Origin of the sequence: Metamycoplasma arthritidis (genome assembly GCF_900660715.1) — a bacterium.
Taxonomy (GTDB): Bacteria; Bacillota_I; Bacilli_A; order Mycoplasmatales; family Metamycoplasmataceae; genus Metamycoplasma; species Metamycoplasma arthritidis.
This window is the reverse complement of sequence record NZ_LR215047.1, coordinates 555,373-574,441: the sequence shown is the minus strand read 5'-3', so window position 1 is coordinate 574,441 and position 19,069 is coordinate 555,373. Positions and strand designations below refer to the sequence as shown.

At 30.5% G+C, this 19,069-nt stretch carries 14 protein-coding genes and 2 tRNA genes; 5 read left to right on the top strand and 11 right to left on the bottom strand.

Annotated features, from left to right (window positions below):
* The 5 genes from EXC42_RS06305 (at position 1) to EXC42_RS06295 (ending at position 6,525) form a co-directional block, all read left to right on the top strand.
* Entirely contained in the window at positions 1-1,602 is a 1,602-nt protein-coding gene (locus tag EXC42_RS06305) for a type 2 periplasmic-binding domain-containing protein (protein ID WP_012498372.1), read from the top strand.
* 211 nt (positions 1,603-1,813) lie between these two features.
* The gene (locus EXC42_RS02310) at positions 1,814-3,196 is read left to right on the top strand and encodes an ABC transporter ATP-binding protein (RefSeq protein ID WP_041914181.1); all 1,383 of its coding nucleotides are present in this window, start codon (positions 1,814-1,816) and stop codon (positions 3,194-3,196) included.
* Positions 3,183-4,046: an ABC transporter permease gene (locus EXC42_RS02305; RefSeq protein WP_012498370.1), complete on the top strand. Its 864-nt coding sequence runs from the start codon at positions 3,183-3,185 to the stop codon at positions 4,044-4,046. The genes EXC42_RS02310 and EXC42_RS02305 overlap by 14 nt, the downstream gene beginning before the upstream one ends.
* On the top strand, positions 4,039-4,902 hold the full coding sequence (locus tag EXC42_RS06300; protein ID WP_012498369.1) for an ABC transporter permease: 864 nt from the start codon (positions 4,039-4,041) through the stop codon (positions 4,900-4,902). The genes EXC42_RS02305 and EXC42_RS06300 overlap by 8 nt, the downstream gene beginning before the upstream one ends.
* Before the next feature lie 6 nt (positions 4,903-4,908).
* Positions 4,909-6,525, top strand: coding sequence for a hypothetical protein (locus EXC42_RS06295; RefSeq protein WP_129648930.1), 1,617 nt, complete (start codon positions 4,909-4,911; stop codon positions 6,523-6,525).
* A gap of 131 nt (positions 6,526-6,656) precedes the next feature.
* Here the strand turns inward: EXC42_RS06295 and lon are convergent, their stop codons facing one another.
* The 11 genes from lon to EXC42_RS06270 form a co-directional block, all read right to left on the bottom strand.
* Entirely contained in the window at positions 6,657-9,164 is a 2,508-nt protein-coding gene (gene lon, locus EXC42_RS02290) for an endopeptidase La (RefSeq protein ID WP_012498367.1), read from the bottom strand.
* An 87-nt stretch (positions 9,165-9,251) separates the two neighbouring features.
* Positions 9,252-10,199, bottom strand: coding sequence for a prolyl aminopeptidase (gene pip / locus EXC42_RS06290; protein ID WP_012498366.1), 948 nt, complete (start codon positions 10,197-10,199; stop codon positions 9,252-9,254).
* A gap of 23 nt (positions 10,200-10,222) precedes the next feature.
* Complete coding sequence (locus EXC42_RS02280) at positions 10,223-11,284, bottom strand: ABC transporter ATP-binding protein (protein ID WP_012498365.1); 1,062 nt, start codon at positions 11,282-11,284, stop codon at positions 10,223-10,225.
* Between the two features lie 16 nt (positions 11,285-11,300).
* Entirely contained in the window at positions 11,301-13,010 is a 1,710-nt protein-coding gene (locus EXC42_RS06285; RefSeq protein WP_012498364.1) for an ABC transporter permease, read from the bottom strand.
* A gap of 94 nt (positions 13,011-13,104) precedes the next feature.
* Positions 13,105-15,285 carry an SGNH/GDSL hydrolase family protein gene (locus tag EXC42_RS06280; protein ID WP_129648927.1) on the bottom strand — a complete coding sequence of 727 codons (2,181 nt, stop codon included), beginning with the start codon at positions 15,283-15,285 and terminating at the stop codon, positions 13,105-13,107.
* A gap of 123 nt (positions 15,286-15,408) precedes the next feature.
* Positions 15,409-15,846: a hypothetical protein gene (locus EXC42_RS06275; RefSeq protein ID WP_012498362.1), complete on the bottom strand. Its 438-nt coding sequence runs from the start codon at positions 15,844-15,846 to the stop codon at positions 15,409-15,411.
* 17 nt (positions 15,847-15,863) lie between these two features.
* Positions 15,864-16,697, bottom strand: a complete 834-nt coding sequence (locus EXC42_RS02260; RefSeq protein WP_012498361.1) for a nucleotide exchange factor GrpE — start codon at positions 16,695-16,697, stop codon at positions 15,864-15,866.
* Between the two features lies 1 nt (position 16,698).
* The gene (gene hrcA, locus EXC42_RS02255) at positions 16,699-17,712 is read right to left on the bottom strand and encodes a heat-inducible transcriptional repressor HrcA (protein WP_012498360.1); all 1,014 of its coding nucleotides are present in this window, start codon (positions 17,710-17,712) and stop codon (positions 16,699-16,701) included.
* A 115-nt stretch (positions 17,713-17,827) separates the two neighbouring features.
* Positions 17,828-17,904 (bottom strand) — tRNA-Arg (locus EXC42_RS02250).
* Between the two features lie 6 nt (positions 17,905-17,910).
* Positions 17,911-17,985 (bottom strand) — tRNA-Cys (locus EXC42_RS02245).
* 146 nt (positions 17,986-18,131) lie between these two features.
* Complete coding sequence (locus EXC42_RS06270; protein ID WP_012498359.1) at positions 18,132-19,043, bottom strand: hypothetical protein; 912 nt, start codon at positions 19,041-19,043, stop codon at positions 18,132-18,134.
* Positions 19,044-19,069: the final 26 nt, after the last annotated feature.

The window sequence follows — 19,069 nt, the reverse complement described above, 5'->3', positions numbered from 1 at the left end:
GTGAAAAAAAACAAGCTTTCTCCACACGCAGTCAGAATTATTTTAATAACTTTTTTGGTGATAGTAACGTGTGGGTTATTTTTTGTCGCTTTTGCAGTTAAAATTAAAAATCCCTACCAAGTTAGTATCTATAACTACGAATCTTATTTAAGCAAAAAAATCATCGGCGATATTAAGAAAAAATACTCTTATCATGAGTTTTCAGAAGTCAATGAATTCACTAAAGCAATTAATAAACAAAAAGCAGTGGCCGGTATTGGAAGCGACCACCAAATTGCCCAATTAATACTGGATCAAAAAATTAAAAAGATTAATTTCAATAAAGTATACGAAGACTACAGTTCCGAAAAACTTTTGGCTAATTATCCTAAAATTCTTAGATCTCATTTAGAAAAATATGAACAATGAATAATTTCAAAGATTAAAAAAGAAAACCCAACCAATGACAAGTCACGTCCCCACATTGTTTATGATCAAGATGATAGTTCTAAAATTATAGGATTTGAAGCTGATATGAAACCGGGTGTAGATCATTTTTATGAGTATTTAATTCCCTATTTCATGCAAGACAAAGTCATTGCTTACAATATAAACAAGAAATATCGCGATCACCTTAAGGACATTGACAGCATAGTTTTTAAGGATACCAATTGATTAACGATAATCAAAACTTTAGTTGAAAAGCACAACTACAAACACATTTCTTGAACAAGTTCATTTTTAGATAATGCAATGATCGGTCAGTTTTATGCTACTGAAAGTAAAATTAAAAATTATTTAATAAGCGGCAAAATTACACAGTTAGACAATAAAAATTACAAAGAAGTTTTTGATCATTTTTTCAATTTTGTTAAAGAAGCTACCGGAAGGGATATTCGCGATGTGCGAACTAATAAATTAATAACTAGCGGACTTGAACTAGTTAATGATATTATTGAACCTTCTAATCAAAGGGCCGACATTGCTGTTATGTATAACGGTGATGCTGTCGATTCATTCTACGCTAAAGATAATTTTGAGGTTTTAGGCGATCAACAACAAATTAAATATGTAAGACCAAAAAATAATTACATGTTGCTAGATGCTTGAATTGTTTCTAATGCAATTAGTGATAAAGATAGCGATGATTTCTTAGAATTTGGTAGCAAACATATTTTCAAAGGCTCAAATTTATCGATGCAAGAGCTAGAAAAAGAGTATATTAATCAAGTTTACAAAAACCTTGTTGAAGAAGATGGATCAAAATCAAAATATTATGAAGAGAATCTCTTCAAAAATAAAGATAATAACGAAATTAAAACACTAGAAGAAATTTCAAAATCATTTTATGAAGAGAATTACGATGTCTTTAAAGATTCATTTGATTTCAATCCCTCGGTTGCAAACTTCGATGCCGTTTCTTATACACCAACTTACGAAGGAATCATTGACTTTGTAAAAAAATACTACTTCTTAAAAAGCGATAAAAAACCAAATCAAGAAGTGGTTGATTTGTTCTCAATTGAAGATAATCCTAACATTAATCGTCAAATTTACCAACCACTTGATTTAGAACTTCGTAATAAAGTAACAGATTATTACTATCAAAAAACAAAATCATAGAAAGGACTTTTCGAAAATGCTAAGTATTTCCAAAAATTGTTTTTTCAATGTTATTTTATTTTCTAAGAAGATAGTTTCTTATTTTGTTATTTCAAAAAATGACCCTATTAAAAGCAACCAAAATGACTTTAATTTTCTCTCCCCCTTGCTTTAAAAAATGCGCATAACTTATCAAAGTGTTTATTAAAAGGAGAAAAATAAAGTGCCTAGAATCGAAAAAGAAAAAATTAATAAAAAAGTCAAGCCAATCATTGAGCTTGTTGATATTGTTAAAGAGTTTGATAATAAAAACGTCTTAGATAACGTTAATTTAACAATCCAAAAAGGGGAATTTGTTACCTTGCTAGGACCTTCAGGCTCGGGGAAAACTACTATTTTAAGAATCATTGGTGGTTTTGAATGAGTTACTAGAGGGGAAGTTAAATTTTATGGCAAAGACATTAAAGACCTTAGCCCTCACAAAAGAAATGTTTCAACCATTTTCCAAGACTATGCCCTTTTTCCACATCTAAATGTCGAAAATAACATCAAATATGGGCTTAGACTAAAAAGAATTCCCAAAGAAAAACAACCTAAATCATTTCAAAATACTTTATTAGCTAATCAAGCAAAATGAAATAAAAAAGCTACTTTGGAAATGAAAAAATTAGACAAGGAAATGAATCAATATGAAAAAATTCTAAAAAATCCTCGTCTACCTGAAAAGAAAAGACATAAATATCAGTCATGAATTGACGATATGGATTTTAAATACTCATATTGAGAAAATTACATTGATCTAAAAACAGAACAATTCGAAAATCGTTATTTAACTAGACCAATTAGTGCTTCAGAAATGAACGCAGAAGTTAAAAAAGTTATGAGTCTAGTTGGTCTTGAAGGCAACGAAAAGAAAAACGTAAACTTTCTATCAGGCGGAATGAAGCAAAGAGTTGCGCTAGCAAGGTCACTAGTAATTGAACCCGAAATTTTACTTTTAGATGAGCCACTTAGTGCTCTTGATGCTAAGATTCGTGAGAAAATGCAAAGATTTTTAAGGGATATTCAACAAGAACTTAAATTAACTTTTATTTTTGTTACTCACGACCGCAACGAAGCCTTGCAACTAAGCGATAAAATTGCTATTATTCGTGATGGTAAAATTGAACAATTTGGTATTCCTAAAGATCTATATGACTACCCCGTTAATAAATGAGTAGCTAATTTTATTGGCGATTCTAACTTCTTTGAGGCGAATTTCTTAGAAGAAGGCAAAGTCAAAATTATGGGTAAAATTTTCAATACCATCCATACTGAATTTGGAAAAAACGAAAAGTTAGATGCTTTAATTAGACCTGAGGATATTCTAATTACACAGGATCGTAAAAAAGCTAAATTAAGTGGTGTGATTACTAAATCTATTTATGGTGGAAGCTACTACAACTATGAAATAGAAGTAGATGGTAAGACCATTTTTGTCGAAACACCATTTAAATACGAAGTTAATAGTGAAGTTTATTTAGATTGACTACTTGACGCAATCCATTTAATGAAAAAAGATTCTAAAGAAGTGTTGAATGTTGTAGAAAACGGAGACGAAAATGAACTTAGCTAACGCAAGTACATCAAGTAAATTTAAACCTAAAAGAATATTTAAATTTAATAAACAGTCTTCGCTAATTATTCCGTATATTATCTTTTCAATATTATTCATTATTTTGCCAATGATTTATATTATCATCAAGAGTTTTACAACTTTAGATGGCTCACATAAATTAGAAAATTGGGAAATAGCTAGCAAAAGCACTACTTGAATTATCATGACTAGATCAATAACAAGCGGTCTTTTTGCAGCAACTATTTCTTTAATCATTGGTTTTCCTTATGCATTTATTATTGCAAGAAGCAAATCGGTTATTTTAAAAACGCTTGGACTTTCTTTAATGCTAAGTCCGCTTGCGATTTTCACCATTTCTAAAGCCTTGGCAGTTAGAGGACTGTTCTCCGCTATCTTTGATGAAAATTCTTTAAACAATTATTTCTTCATGATTTTTGGAATGGTTTATTTATATTTGCCGTTCATGGTAATGCCGCTTTATCAAGTGCTTAAAGATATGCCAGAGAATATAATTGAAGCTTCAGAAGACTTGGGATATTCAAGATTCCAAACCGTTTTTAAAGTTATTTTACCTTATTCTGCTAAAGCAATTTTAAGTGGTTTTGCCATTGTTTTAATGATGTCAGCAACCTCGCTTATTATCTCAGATAAACTTTTACCAAATGGTTCACAAAAACAATTAATTGGTAATTTAATTAATCAATTTGCTAATACTGCCAATAAATTTGATTTAGCAAATGCTTCTACTTTGGTTATTATTACCATGGCAGTTTTAATGTCATTATATGCAATTATTTACGGAATTCCATATTTAATTTCTAAAAAACGTGGAGGTTCGCATGAATAGACTTAAGAAAATTTTGAATTATTCATACATTGCAATCATTCTACTTTTATTGTATGTGCCAATTATTTTTGGAGCAGTTTTTAGTTTTAATGAGCCTTCTGATAAAGGATCGTTTTCAGTAACCACTTGAAATAAAACTTCATGATTAGCTTATCGTGAGCTATTCTCGCGTTCACATGGACTAGCTTTTGTTAATTCATTTTTATTAGGATTTTGTACTTCTATTATTGTGATTGTCTTATCGCTAATCACTGTGTTCGCTCTTTGAAGACAAAAGAATAAAGGATTAAGGTCATACACTCAAACATCAGCCAACATCCCTCTAATTAATCCTGATGTTATTACCGGCATCACGCTAGCTGTAATTTTAGATATCATTTTCTTTGGCACTTTAAAAGCAACTAGTGAAGGGTTTTTTAGAGCAGTAATTGCGCATAGTGCAATGTGTTTACCTTATGGTATTCTAATCATGTTGCCAAAAAGTGACAAATTTTCGAAAAACATTTTTGAAGCTAGCCAAGATCTTGGATATTCAAAAATTAAAACCTGATTCAAAACTTATTTCGTTTACATGATTGGTAGCATTGCTTTTACTTTCGTAATCACAATGACTCTTTCATTTGATGATTTTATTATTACTAGAATCGTTTCAAATACCGAAACATTAGGGACACAACTTTATGAAGGGCAATTTCAAGCTTGATCTTTGGCGATTGGAGCGATCTCTTTACTAATTGTTGTGATTGGAAATACTATTTATGCATCTTATAAAGGCATTCAATCAATGAAAATCAAGAGAATTATTATTTCTAATAAAAAACTTCTAGAAAAGCAAAATTCAAAAATAAAGAGGTAATGTGGATTGAATCGTAAATTAACAAAAATTCTCTTGGTATTTCTACCCATTATTATTGTTTTTATTGTTTTCATCAGCTTTTTAACTATTAAATTAAGTGGGGGATATCGTCCTAGCATTTACAATTATGAATCTTACTTAGCACCGGAAATTAAAAACAAATTAAAACAAAACTATAACTATAAAGAATTTAAAGAAGTTAACGAATTTACGCAAGCCTTAAACGCAGAAAAAGCTATTGCTGGTGTTGGCAGTGATTTTCAAGCTGCTCAGCTTATTATTGACAACAAAATTAGGAAGATTGACTTTACTAAGATTTTTAACGAAAACGCTAATAGTTGAGAATATCGAAAAAAGCTGTTTAGACCGGCAATTGTTAAACATATGGAAGCTTTTGACAGATACATCTACGATGCTATCGCTAACAAAAAACATCCCAAAGCTCGTATTCTTGATCAAGAAAAGAAAACATACGACGTAGATGGCGATGGCAAAGCAGATCATTTCTACGATTATATTATTCCTTACTATTCACAAGACAAAGGAATTGCTTATAACACTAATAAAAGTACTCGTCCACATTTAGATACTGAAGCGGCTACTAAAGAATTAGCTAATCAAAACGGCAAATTAAATTGACTAGAGATTGTTGAGATTCTAAAAAAATACAACTACAAGCGGTTTGGTTGGACTAATGCTTATTATGATAATTTGATGTTAGGGGCAATTAATAAAAACGTTTCTAATTACAATCAAATCACTGAAGAAAATTACAAAGAATACATTGATTCATTTGTTGATTTTGTAAAAAAAGCTACTGGAGCCAACATTAAAGATACTGATTTAAATTTCATGAGTAACGATGGTCTTGAATTGCTTAACCATTTAATCGAGCCAAAAGCAAAACGTTCAGATGCTGCGGTGCTTTATAATGGAGATGCTTTAGATGCTTATTACTCACGTGATAATTTTGATTCGGTTCAAGATGGCAATGTTCGTTTTATTAGGCCAAAAAATAATTATATTTTGATGGATGTTTGAATTATTTCGCAAGGGCTTTCAGACAAAGACACTAATACACTTCTACAAACTTTAAAAGAAAATGTTTATGCTAATAATAATGTAAATTCAACTTTGCAAAGCAGTTTAAAAACAATTGAAGATAAGTTTTTTGAAGAATTTAAGAAGCATTTGACCGAAGATGTTGTTGAATTTGAAAAAGCAAGACTTAAATCAAGTTATGCTAATGACACTAATTTAGATAATATTCTAAAAGAAGTAGACGAATTTAGAAAAGCATTAATTGATAATAATTATGAAAAAATATTAGAACTAAGAAATTCAAAATATAAATACTTTCATAAATTTTTTCAAGATGTTTTTGATCAAAGTGAAGTGCCAGAAATTGCTAATTTTAATTACATTTCGTACACGCCTACTGATTCACTTTTTTATGAATTTATTAAAAAATGGTACTTTGCTAATGATAAAATTGCCTTAGAGATTTACAGTCAATTTAATGATGGTGAAATCGCTGGCTATAAACTACTACCATATCCGATTATTGATACCAATTTACGTACAAAAATCGTTGCTTACTATTACGAAAAAACTCGTTCATAGTAGTCAAAATTAAAAAAAAGTCTTACATAAAATTCCTTTCTAAATTCATTGCTAGAAAGGTTTTTATTACTGTTAAGAAAGTTTCAAAAAAATATGCCCACATAGTAAGGGGCATATTTTCACTTTATTTATTATTTATTTTTTGCTTCAAAAATGTATTTAAAAATTTCATCGTAATATTCAACTGGTACGAATTTGATGTCTTTTTTAACTTCTTCAGGTACGTCAATCAAATTCTTTTCATTATCTTTAGGAATGAAAATCGTTTTAATACCAATTTGCGAAGCGGCTAGCGATTTTTCTTTAAGTCCACCAATTGGCAGCACTTTGCCACGTAATGTAATTTCACCAGTCATAGCAATAGTATTTGGCACAGCTTTTTTTGAAAGCGCACTAATAATCGCGGTGGTAAATGTTACACCAGCTGAAGGGCCATCTTTTTGAATAGCTCCTTCAGGAACGTGGATATGAATTGAAGTGTTTTCGAAATCAAAATCTTTAATACCAAATTTTTCAGCGTTTGAACGAACATATGCTAAAGATATTGTTGCTGATTCACGCATAACATCTTTTAGTTGTCCTGTTAGGTTTAAAGCACCTTTAGCAGTGGTAGGAAATGTTGTGACTTCAATAGTCATGCTAGTTCCACCGTAAGCTGTGTATGCCAAAGCATTAACAACGCCGGCTTTTGGTTGCGTTTCGTCACCTTTTTCGTTATATAACTCTGGGCCTAAAAATTCTCTTACGATTGCTTTGTCGATTACAAATTCTTTGTCAACTTTTTTATCCAAGATGCGTACTACAATTTTTCTTGCAATTGAATCTAGTAGTCTTTGTAAATTACGAACGCCGCTTTCTCTAGTGTAGTTTTTAATAATGTAAGCTAAAACTTCGTCAGTAATTTGATATTGTTTTTCTGTTAAAGCGTTAAGGCTTAAAATTTTTGAAAGTAAATGAGTTCTGGCAATTCTTGTTTTTTCAATTAATGTATAAGTTGAAAGTTCTAAGAATTCTACCCGGTCATAAAGTGGCGCTGGAATGCTATCAAATGAGTTAGCAGTAGCAATGAATAGCACTTTAGAAAGGTCATATTCTAAATCAAGATAATGATCTTGGAAGTTAGTATTTTGTTCAGGGTCTAATACTTCTAGTAATGCACTAAGAGGGTCGCCTCTGAAATCAGATGACATCTTATCAATCTCATCGAGTAAAATGACAGGGTTAGATACGCCAGCTTTTTTAATACCGCTAATAATTTTGCCAGGCAAAGCACCGACATATGTTCTTCTATGTCCCCTAATTTCGCTTTCATCTTTAACACCGCCTAAAGAAATTTTGACAAATTGTCTACCAAGGGCTTCGGCGATTGATTTAGCTAAAGTGGTTTTTCCAGTACCTGGAGGACCAATTAAAGTAAGAATAGGAATATTGTTTACTCGATCCTTTAAAAAGTTTCCGGTCTTATTAACAAATAAATTTTTGTCAATGAAACGATTTTCTTCTCCTTTAACTGGAACATATTCATTTTTTTCATTTTCTTTTTTAGTGTAAGTTAAAACTGAAATGAATTCTAAGATTCTTTCTTTTGGCTTTTCAAGTCCATAGTGGTGCTTGTCAAGAATCTTTCGAACATTATCAATATCTAGTAGTTCACCGCTAACTTTTTTTCAAGGCAAGGTAGTGATTAGATCAATGTATGTTTTTGAAATATTAGCCTCGGGGCTAGCTGGCATCATTGAAGCTAAACGATTTTGCTCGGTTTTTAGCGCTTCAATAACATAGTCAGGATATTGACGAGCATTTTCTTCGGCATCTTCCATATTTTCAATTGCCTTAGCACCAGCTTCGTCATCTTTTAGAAGTTTTTTAATTTGTCTTAGTCGTTCACGTAATAAAAAGTCACGTTGTTGATTTTCTAAATCACCACGCATGGTTGAATTAACTTCTTCGTCTAATTTTCCCATTTTAATAGCGTTAATTAACATGTTAATCGCTAATTCATAGTTTTTTTCTAGGTTAGTTTCATTTATTATTGCAAAATATTCTTTTCAAGAATGTTCAATAGTTAGTGCATCAATAATTTTTCAAATATCAACATTAAATGAATCGTGGGTTAAAGGAGAAATATTGGTGTTAGCTGAAAAAGCTTTTTCTAATTCTTTTATTCCTCTTCTACCGCCATAAATATATGAGCCGATTTCATCATGCAAGTTAGATAGTTTTTCAATTAGCATCTTGGCTTTGCTACGATAATCACTTAAAATGTCAAAATTTCCTGAATATTCAACTTCAGTAACACTAGCAAAAATATCTGAGGTAAATGAGTATTTCCCTAATTCTTTGTAAATTTCTTTAACTTTGACAAGCTCTTCAACCTCGAAAACTACATTTTGCAATTTGCCCTGTTCAACTATTTCTTTAATTTTGGCTTTTACACCATACTCTTCAAGATCACTGGTCTTTTTAATTGAGTCAACCATTTTATTGTCTTTAGTATAGAAAATGTAAATTTCACCATTAAATCCTGTTTGTGCAAATTGAATTGCAGCAAGTGAATTAGGCCGGCCAATTTTTACGGTTGCAGTACTATACGGTGCAATAAGTTGATTCCTAATCGCTATGTAAGGTAATTTTTTCATCACTTAACTCCCCTTTGTTTATTTAAAAAACACCAAATTATAGGTATTCATATAAATTTTAGCACTTTATTTCTTCGAGTGCTAATTTTAGTATTTTTTCATTTCTTCAGTAGCTTGAACTAATGCTGATGCAATGCCAATTTCTTTTGAACTATGTCCTGATTCATCAATAAATCTAAGTGAGCATTTATTCAATTGCTTAGCAAGCAAATAAGCAGCTTCGGGCATGCAAACCATATCATAGCGACCGTGCACAATAATAGTTGGAATGTTCGCTATTTTATCTACATTATTTAGTATGTAATTGTCATCATCTAAAAACAAATTATTAAAAAAGAAGTGACATTCAAGTCTGGCAATTTCCAAGGTTGCCTTACTATCACTTAGAATTTCTTCTAACATTGGAATTTGCCTTAAAGCAACCATTCCCAATTCTCATTTTGCCCAATGATAGGCAGCTTTAGCAGCAATATTAGGATCTTGATGATTCAAATACTTATGATATGCTTTGATTAAGTTATTACGTTCTTCTTCAGGAATAAATGAAATAAATTCTTGATACGCTTCTGGCCAAAATTTTGAAGAACCTTCGTAGTATAAAAACTTATTGTCAGCTTCTCTTCCTAGATAAATCCCTCTTAGAATTAATGCTTTTGTTTGGTGGGGATAATTAATAGCATAAATTAAACTTAGGCACGACCCTCAAGAGCCACCAAATAAAATTCATGAATCAATTTTTAGGTGTTTTCGTAACTTTTCAATATCTTCTACTAAAGTTCAAGTTGTGTTTTCGCGAATTTCTGCACTAGGGATGCTTTTTCCACATCCTCGTTGATCAAAAACAATAATACGATAGTGAGCGGGATCAAAATATTGGCGTGATTTACTATCTGTTCCGGCCCCGGGGCCACCATGAACATACAAAATTGGTTGACCTTGAGGATTACCTGATTCTTCGTAGTAGATTTTGTGTAAATCGCTAACTTCTAGTAGCCCGCTATTATAAGGTTCGATTTCGTTAAATAATGAATACATGCTTTTTTCTCCTTGTGATGATTTTACTCGGCATTGGCTGCATTAAAGTAAATTTTGTTTAGTGACATTTTATTTTCGCCAAAAAAACTAATTTGAATTTTATTATCAAAAGCGACTTGAAAAATTAAAAGTTTTTGTTTTTCGGAACTTAATTTTAAAAGTAAACTATCGTCACTTATTAAACTCTTAATTTTTTTATCCACCAATAGTGATTGCAATTTGGGCAAGTCTGTGCATTTAATTTTATAGTTATAAACTTTATTTTTAAGTTTCTCTTCCACTTTGCCACTATCTTTAACGGTTCCTTTTTCAAGAACAGTTACCGAATCAATGTATTTTTCAAGTTCGGCTAGAATGTGTGATGATATTAAAATAGTTTTGCCTTCATTATGAAGTTCTTTAATAGCTTCATAGAATTCAATTCGCGCTGAGGGATCTAAATTGGCGGCAGGTTCATCCATAATAAGGATTTCAGGATCGTTAATTAAGGCTTGAATTAGATTAATTTTTTTCTTTTGGCCGCTTGAAAGTTTTTCAGCGGATTTGTTAAATTCTTTTTTATTAAAGCCGTATTTTTCTAGCATCTTGTTAACTTTATCAATTGCAGCTTTTTTAGGAATTTTTGACATTCTAGCAAAATAGTATAGATACTCAAAAATAGTTAGATTTTTGGGAAAGATACTAATTTCGGGAATATAGCCAATTTTTTCTTTTGATTTAACATCACGCGAATCAATACCATTGATAAAAATTTTGCCATATCAAGCTTGATGGTAATCTAGCAAAGTTCTAATTGTGGTAGTTTTACCGGCCCCATTATTGCCGATAAAACCGTGAAATTCACCTTTTTTGACCTCGAAAGAAACGTCGTTTAAAATCCGTATTGGCATGCCAGAGATCGTTCTAAAAATTTTAGTAATATGTTGGAATGAAAGAGCAATGTCTTCATTAGGAATTGTAATTTCTTTAGATTTTTCTATGGCTTCATTGTGAAATTGTTTTGCAAGAGCGAAATTTTCTTTGGTATTTTTGATGAAACTTAATTTAAAAATCGATGATTTTGCATTGTTTTGATCTTGATTCATATAGAAACCTCTTTTGCTATTGCAAATTACCCTTTTTGAAAATGATTGCTCCAACTGTAATTAAGGCAGTGCAAGTAAATGCTCAAATTAGCAAAGCATAATATCATTTAAGCGGTTCTCTTGTCCCGAAGTTGATTACTTTATTATTATTTAATTGCACAATTTTTAAAGCTGACAGTGAAGAATTTCTACTCAAGTACTTATCAATCGTTTTGTAGTTAAAGTTGTTTAAAGTACCATTTGCTTTATCTTGAATTAACTTTACAAGCAAATATAATAAAGCGCTTTGTTTTGCTAGATTATATTTTAGGATAAAGTTTGAAAAAGTTGGATTAGTACTTAAGGATTCTAGTTCGCTTTTAGTTAATTTTTTAAGAGTTTCTTTATCATATTGTGGATCGTTTGGAAAAGTAGTATGATCAACAGTAAAATCTCTAATAATTTCAAATAGTTTGCTATCAGCTGCAATCTTAGCCAAATTGCTTAGCAAAGTAAGGGGTGTTAAAGTCGTAATATTTTTACTAATGACAAAATTTGGATCATCGTAAAGCGAATTGAGTTTGCTTAGTAAATTTTTTTCAATATCAATATAAGCTTTTCTAATTTGCTCTCTTATTTTTAAAGTACCCGCATTTTTTAAATAGTTCCCTAGCAATGACCTTTCGTTGGATTTAATGCTACCCAATTCATTAATTAAAGGACGATTATAGCTAAGAGTATAGTAGTTGACAACCTTATTGCCGTTTACATCGGTATCAATAGTTTTAAAAACTAAATGTTTATTCTTTAGTGCAGTTTGAAAATTTTGTTCAGTGTAATTATATTTTTTGGTGTACATAAACTCGTTAGTGCGGTTATCTTCACGCCCGGTTAGAAAGAACATTGAAGAAAAGTAAGTATTTGGATCGGCTCAGTAAACGCCGCGATACAAATTACGATTACTTTCGTTGACTGATTCTGAAAAAGTTTCCTCGTCTAATTTATTTTCAATACTATATTCAAAAGTGTTGTTGCGTGGATCACTAATTCTTTTGGCCAATTGATTAATTTCATCTTCATTTGGCTTTTCTTTAACAGGGGTTACTAATTGATTTGGCGCAATTGTGTGTAACACATTTGCTTTTGTAGCCGGTGGTGTGGCAATAAAACTAAAAAGCAAAGTAATAATAATTGGCACTCAAGCTGCTGCAAATTGATAACTTTTGGATTGAATGTAATTATTAACAATTGATCCAAGCGCCAAAGAAAATACCGCAATTAATCAACATCCCAAATAGAAAGTGAGTGATGATAAAATTTTGGCTTTTCAAGTCATTGAAGGCAAAATCATTGTACCAATAAAATAACCCACACTAATTATTGCGGTTTGTGAGGTTAAAACAATTAAGCCAGCTAGTATTGTAGCAATGTAGATTTTTGAACGTTTAATCGGTTTAGAATGCATAACATAATAAATTCCTTCACTTTTATACTTATAAAAAAGTGTTTGCATAGCAAAAGCGGAAATTACAAATGAAGATGCTACAGCAAAGAAAATCATAAAACCACGGAAAATACGATTAATTTCTGGGGTTTTAATTAACTCGTTATTACCGCCCACTACTTTAATAGAAATATAAAGTGCAAGGGCCATACAGATGTTTAGAAAACCAATTACAACTGCGGCAACATATGAAGAAATTTGCCGATAGAAGATTTTTAGTTGTAATTGAAAGAAAATTCTCATCCTATTTTGATCTCCCAATTTAAACTTATTTTAATAATAATAAATTATACTCGCTATACTAAAGCGAGGACATCTAAAGCATAAAAGTGCAACTTTAATTAAATAAGTGTTTAAGCTTTCACCCAAATTTGTACTTGACAAGGCTCATGATTACTTTCATCAATTTGCGATTTTCTTTTTTAAAAATAAATTTAATAAATAGCTTGCCAAAATCTTTAATTAATATTTTAATAAAGCTTTTTTTCGGGTTTTTATCGAAGTTAAAAGCCGGCCAGATGCGCATTTTTTCAAGTACGCTATAAATTGTTTTTACCATAATTTTTTTAGTATCTTGATCACAAAGAATTGGCAAAATCTTAGTAATCAACTTTTCAAGTTTAATTCAATCGCGATTGCTCATTTTTTTAATTTTAATATTCATTAAACTTAAAAGCGTGTAGGCAAAAATTCCTTTATTTTTACTAATATAGGCAATCGAAAAGTCAATAATAGCACGTAGTAGATTGTGAAAAAAATCGCTATTTTCTATTATTAAACTATTTAACATATGGTCAAAAGTTTGATATTCTAATATTTTAGTTAATTTTCCTTTAACTAAAGAAACTAATTCTTTTATAAGTGCTGCTACATTATCATCAAAAGTTAGATGGTACCAAAAAGTGTTGATCTTTTCATTAAGAATTCGAATAGGCTTATGATTCTTAAAATCATCGTAAAAAGCATCTAGTCAAATATTTGTTCATTTAAAGTTTTGCCCTTGTTTATTATTAGATAACCCTTTTATTAAGTTAAAAATTGTCTTTTCATTTTTGATAAAAATCATGTTTAAAAATTTGCTTAAACTAATTTTAGGGTGTGTGCGATACAAGCTTTCAACACTATCAATTAAATCAATGATGCTTTGCGTATTAAAAATGGCAAGTAAGCATTTAATAATGTAATCGTCTTCTTTAGAAAAGTTTAAAAAGGCTTTGTGAAGTTCCGAATCCGTAGGTAAATACCTAATGATGCTTAGAATATTTTCAATAATAACAGCACTCAATGAAGAGTAGTTAACTCTACTAGTAATTTGGGTCTCTGATTGCGAGTCAGTGATTTTAACAAAAGTCTTTTTAGCAAGAGCAAAATAAGGATTTTGCAGTTGTTTGTTTTGTTCTAATCATACTCTAAAAATATAAACAATGCGATTGGTATTCATTGGCATCTTTAGAACATTTTCAAAGTAAGAAGCGTTATTCTTAGAAATTAATTTATTATTTTTTAAGTTAAATTTTCGAACTTTAGGATTGCTCTTTTTAGGCGTGAAAATTTCAAAACTTTTACTATTTAATAAGGTCAAAAATACTTTTCTAGCAATCTCTTGATATCCGAGCTCAGTAGGGTGAACATCAATTGTATTTTCTCATAATTTGTCCGCCGCTTTTGCTCAAGTTTTTAAGCTAAAAGTTCTTGTTCATAGCGAGTTAGTTTCTTTAGCAACGGTTTGTACAACATCGTTAAAACACACAATAATTCTTTTAAAGAAATCCCCAAAAATAGCTGGAGTTCTTTTTTTAAGGATTTTTTCATAAGATAAGAAAAATGGTAGAAAGGGCGGATTGTAAGTAATAAGAATTAAAGTAACATTAGGATTAATTGTTTTAATTAACTTTACGAATTCAATGTATTCTTGGGTAATTTTTTGACAAATGCTATTAATTTGCGCGAATAATTTTTCTTTAATTTCACGTTGCTGAATTAAGTTTCTTTCAACTAGAAGAAGCCTAAATAAATGAAAAGGCATTGAGCTTTCGTATTCATTGCCGCCAATACTAATGGTAATGAGATTGGCTTCTTTAATAGCGTCTTTAAATCGATTGCTTAATTCTTGGTAAGTTTCTTTATTGTTTTCTTTATTATTAAAATTTCAAAAATCTTCTACATGATAGTCTAAATTCGATATCTTTTGAATAGTGTTATTGAGTTTGATCATCTCAATAAACTCAGGATCAAATTGATTTTTTAGTAGCTGTGTGTAGTCTAAAATACGAGCCACTGATAAAGAAGAATTGCAATATTCAAAGTTGTTTCAAAAATCAATGCATTTAGCATCATTTCGATTATGTTTGTAAATCAAATAGTCATGGATGTACTCAACTAAATAATCGCAGTAGCTAAATCCTTTGCGAAAAACGTCATTTACCCTTTTTTCGCCAAAAGTAGCAGAGCCTACTTTACTATTGAATCCTTGACTTATTGAGTCACCAATTGCTAGATATTTAAACTTTTTAGACATACAAAGAATATTATAATTTAAACTAAATTAAAAACTCAATAAGACCTTTTCACGCAGTCTTATTGAGTTAAACCAAAATGATTAATTTAGTTCAATTTATAATTCATGATTTTAAAAATTGATTTAATGATCATGATGATCGTGCTCAGGTTCGTTTGCGATTTTTTCATCATGAGAAGGTTCGCTTTCATCTTGTTTTTGTTTGGGGGGATTTACAAAAAATACCGATGTTGCTAATGAAAGTGCTATACCAATGCCCAACGGATAAGTTAAGATTGAAACAATTAATAAGGACCCAATTGCTTTTTGTTTACTTTTAAAAGCTTTAACAATAACAATGATATGAATTGCTAGATTTGCTATTAAAAGCGGAATAAGTGCCCAAAGTGCTCATGCGAAAGTTAGAAAACTTCCAAGACTTTGCTTTTTAGTATTTAGCCCGAGACTAACTAAAAAAACGAAGGTAACAACAAAAATCAAAGCATTTAGGATGATGATTGTTTTAGTATACCAATTTAGTTTTTTTCTTAAAGGTTTTTGAGCGGTTGTATTTTCATTCATAAAGGCAAAATTCTTTTCTAATTAACATCATTGCCGCTAACGACTACTAGTGCTGGTTTAATGGTGCGATCGTGTAGTCTATAGCCAATATTTTTAACTTCTAAAATTGTATCAACAGGTTTTTCTGAAGTTTTAACTTCATAAATTTGGTGTAAAGTTGGATCAAATAAATCGTCAATTTTGGGTTCAATTTTGCTAATGCCTACTTCAGATAACACTTGTTCAATTTGGGAATATAACATATCAAACCCTTTAACAAAATTTTGAACGACATCGTTTTCAATTGTATGAGCACTTTTAATGGCTAATTCAAAATTGTTCAATGGCTGTAGTAGGCTTTCTAAAAATTCTTGAAGTGCATATTTTTGTTCTTCAATTCTTTGGTTATTAAAATGTTCATCATTTTTCTTGCGATGCTCATTAATTACTTGTTGAGCTTTGATTTGCAGGTCGCTAATTTGCTTTTTAAAATCAGATTCAAGTGTGCTAATTTTATTTTCTTTTGTTGCAATTGCTTCTTCTAGTAAATTTATTTTCTTATTGCGTGTGGCAATTTGATTATTTAAATATTGCAATTCAATCATTAAGTTAACATAGCGTTGTGGCGTAGAAGAGTGCTTAAAAATTTCAATTTCAATCGTATTCTTTTTATTTTCGGGATTAACATAAATTAGTTTACTATTTAGCACCAAAGTTTGACCAATTAGAAATTTGGTTACACGACTATCAAAAGAATCATCAGTCCCTAGATACATTTTGATATTTTCTTCAGGAAAATTTTTGGTACGTTTTTTACCCTCAAATTCAACGATTTGCATTTCTACATAATCATATTTACGAATAATTTTCATATTACTTTTTCTCCTTAATGATTTTTTCTAACATTTCAAGTGCTTCAAATGATTCACCATAATCTAAATTATTGGGCCCTATTACGGTAATTTCTTTAATGTTTTTTTCATTGCTAAAATCAATTTTTTTACTTATGATGCTTAAATTTGGGCGACTTACATCTAATTTGATGTTATTATCTTCATCTAAATCATTATCTATTGACTCTCAAACCGAATGTTTTTCAATCAAATCTAAAACATTAGCAATTTCTTCGCGGCTAATGTTTCTTGATAAAACAATTGCCCCTTTGTTAAAGGTTTTATTAGTGGTTTCTTCTTCAAAAACAAAAATATTTTTAATAAATTTTTGTAAGATGAGCTCATAGTTTTTTAACTGCTGTCCAAAGATGGGCGTTAATGCTCTAGCTTTATTAGCTAAATGAATTAGTGGCGTATCTACTAGCCGCTCCTTAAAGAGTCTAATTGCCACTCTTAGATCTTCAAGACTGATATCAGAATTTTCGAAGTTAAAAATTTTACTTTCAACTCTCCCAGAACTTGTAACAATGACTACAATTGCTGAAAGTTCGCTTAAGGTTGTTAGCTGAATACTTTTCATTGTTTCAGCAGCGTTATTAGAAGTTGCTACAACAGTAACACCAGCTACTTCACTTACAATAGCGGCCGCTTCTTCTAAAGTAGCATCAATTTTGATTCTTCTTTTAGCAAGTAAGTCTTCGAGTTTTTGGTCAAAATATTTTTTTGGATTGTAAACTAAAAACTTAGCATAATATTCTAATCCCAAAGTAGATGGTACTCTTCCTGAGGAAATGTGGTATTTTTCTAAAAAACCAATTTGCTCTAAACTTGCCATCACATTTCTAATCGTAGCGGAACTACATTTAAGATTGCACCGCTTTACTAGTTCTTTAGAAGCAACTGAGGCGCCGGTTTTGATGTATGTGTCAACAATTAATTTAAAAAAATGATTTTGCTTTTCAGTTAATTGGGGATAGTTTGTTCTTTTTTCCATTGACTTTCCTTATTAAAATTTTTTAGCACTCTATTAGCACTATTATAACTTAATTGCTAAAAAAGCAATAAATAAAAAATGCAACTTTTGCATTTTTTGGTTCAATTTCTTGAAATGGCGCGCCCGGTAGGAGTCGAACCCGCAACCTCTTGGGCCGTAACCAAGCACTCTGTCCAATTGAGCTACGGGCGCATATATTGGAGCCACCAACCGGATTCGAACCGGTAATCGAGGTGTTGCAGACCTATGCCTTGGCCGTTTGGCTATGGTGGCAACACATGGTCAATTTGCAATAACATTATATACTAAAAAATAAATTTAGTTTAATGTTTTTAGAATATTTAGTTAATTTTAGATGGCAAAATTATTGACTATATCAATAAAAAATAAAGCTAGTGTCTTAATGATTACTGGCATTTTTATTTATTTTTGGCTATAAACTTTACAAAAGATGTTTTTAGGATATTTTTAAATAGTGTTTCAACTTTTTCGGCTCCGGCATTATAGTGTTGTCCTAAATTCAAAATTAGTGGATAGTTGCCGCTAATATCTATTGGCGATGAAACGAAATTAATTTTATGATTAATTTCACGTTCCGAAAAGATCGAAATTAAAAAAGTAATAAATCACTCAGGTTTAAGACCGACTCCTAAACGTTCAATGAATAAATAATCAACTTCAAGTAAATATTTTTCAATTAGGCTTTCGCTTTGTGATGGCTTTTTATAATAATTGTTACTTAAAAATTTATATAAAGAATTGGCATCAATATAAGCAACCGTTTTGTTTTTATTGGTTGCAAAAAGAGTCGCTAAATATTTGAAAATTGCCCTTGAAGCAGCAAAAGAATCATCTACTAAAAAAAGTCCTTTTGATTCTTTAGCAGTAATAAGTTGAATCGTATTTTTTAGTGCCGGTGAAAAGAGCTGCATTTTTTGTTCAGCTTCGGTTAAGATTTTCCGTGGTTTTTGTTTTGAAGGAATGGCAAAATAAGTTTCTAAATCATTATCTAAAGGAGTGATTTGTGTTAATCAAAAATTGTTGTACATATTTTGCTTACGAAAACTAATTTCGTTACTAAAATCAATATCAAGTTGGCCATCAAGATTGACATAAATTTTTCAATCCGGTTCTTTGCTGTTTTTAGTTAGAAAATTGTAGTATTTTTGTAAATAATTCATGCCATTATCAATTTGTTTTTGATTTAGCTTTAAAGTGATAATTAACTCAGCAATTTTAGGATGGCAAAGAATGGCGCTTTTTTCGGCATTTTGATCAAATTCTTCGGCAGTTACATTAGCTAAGGCACGATCTAAAATTTCTTTTTGCATAGTTGTCCTCCCTCTTTTATCTAAGT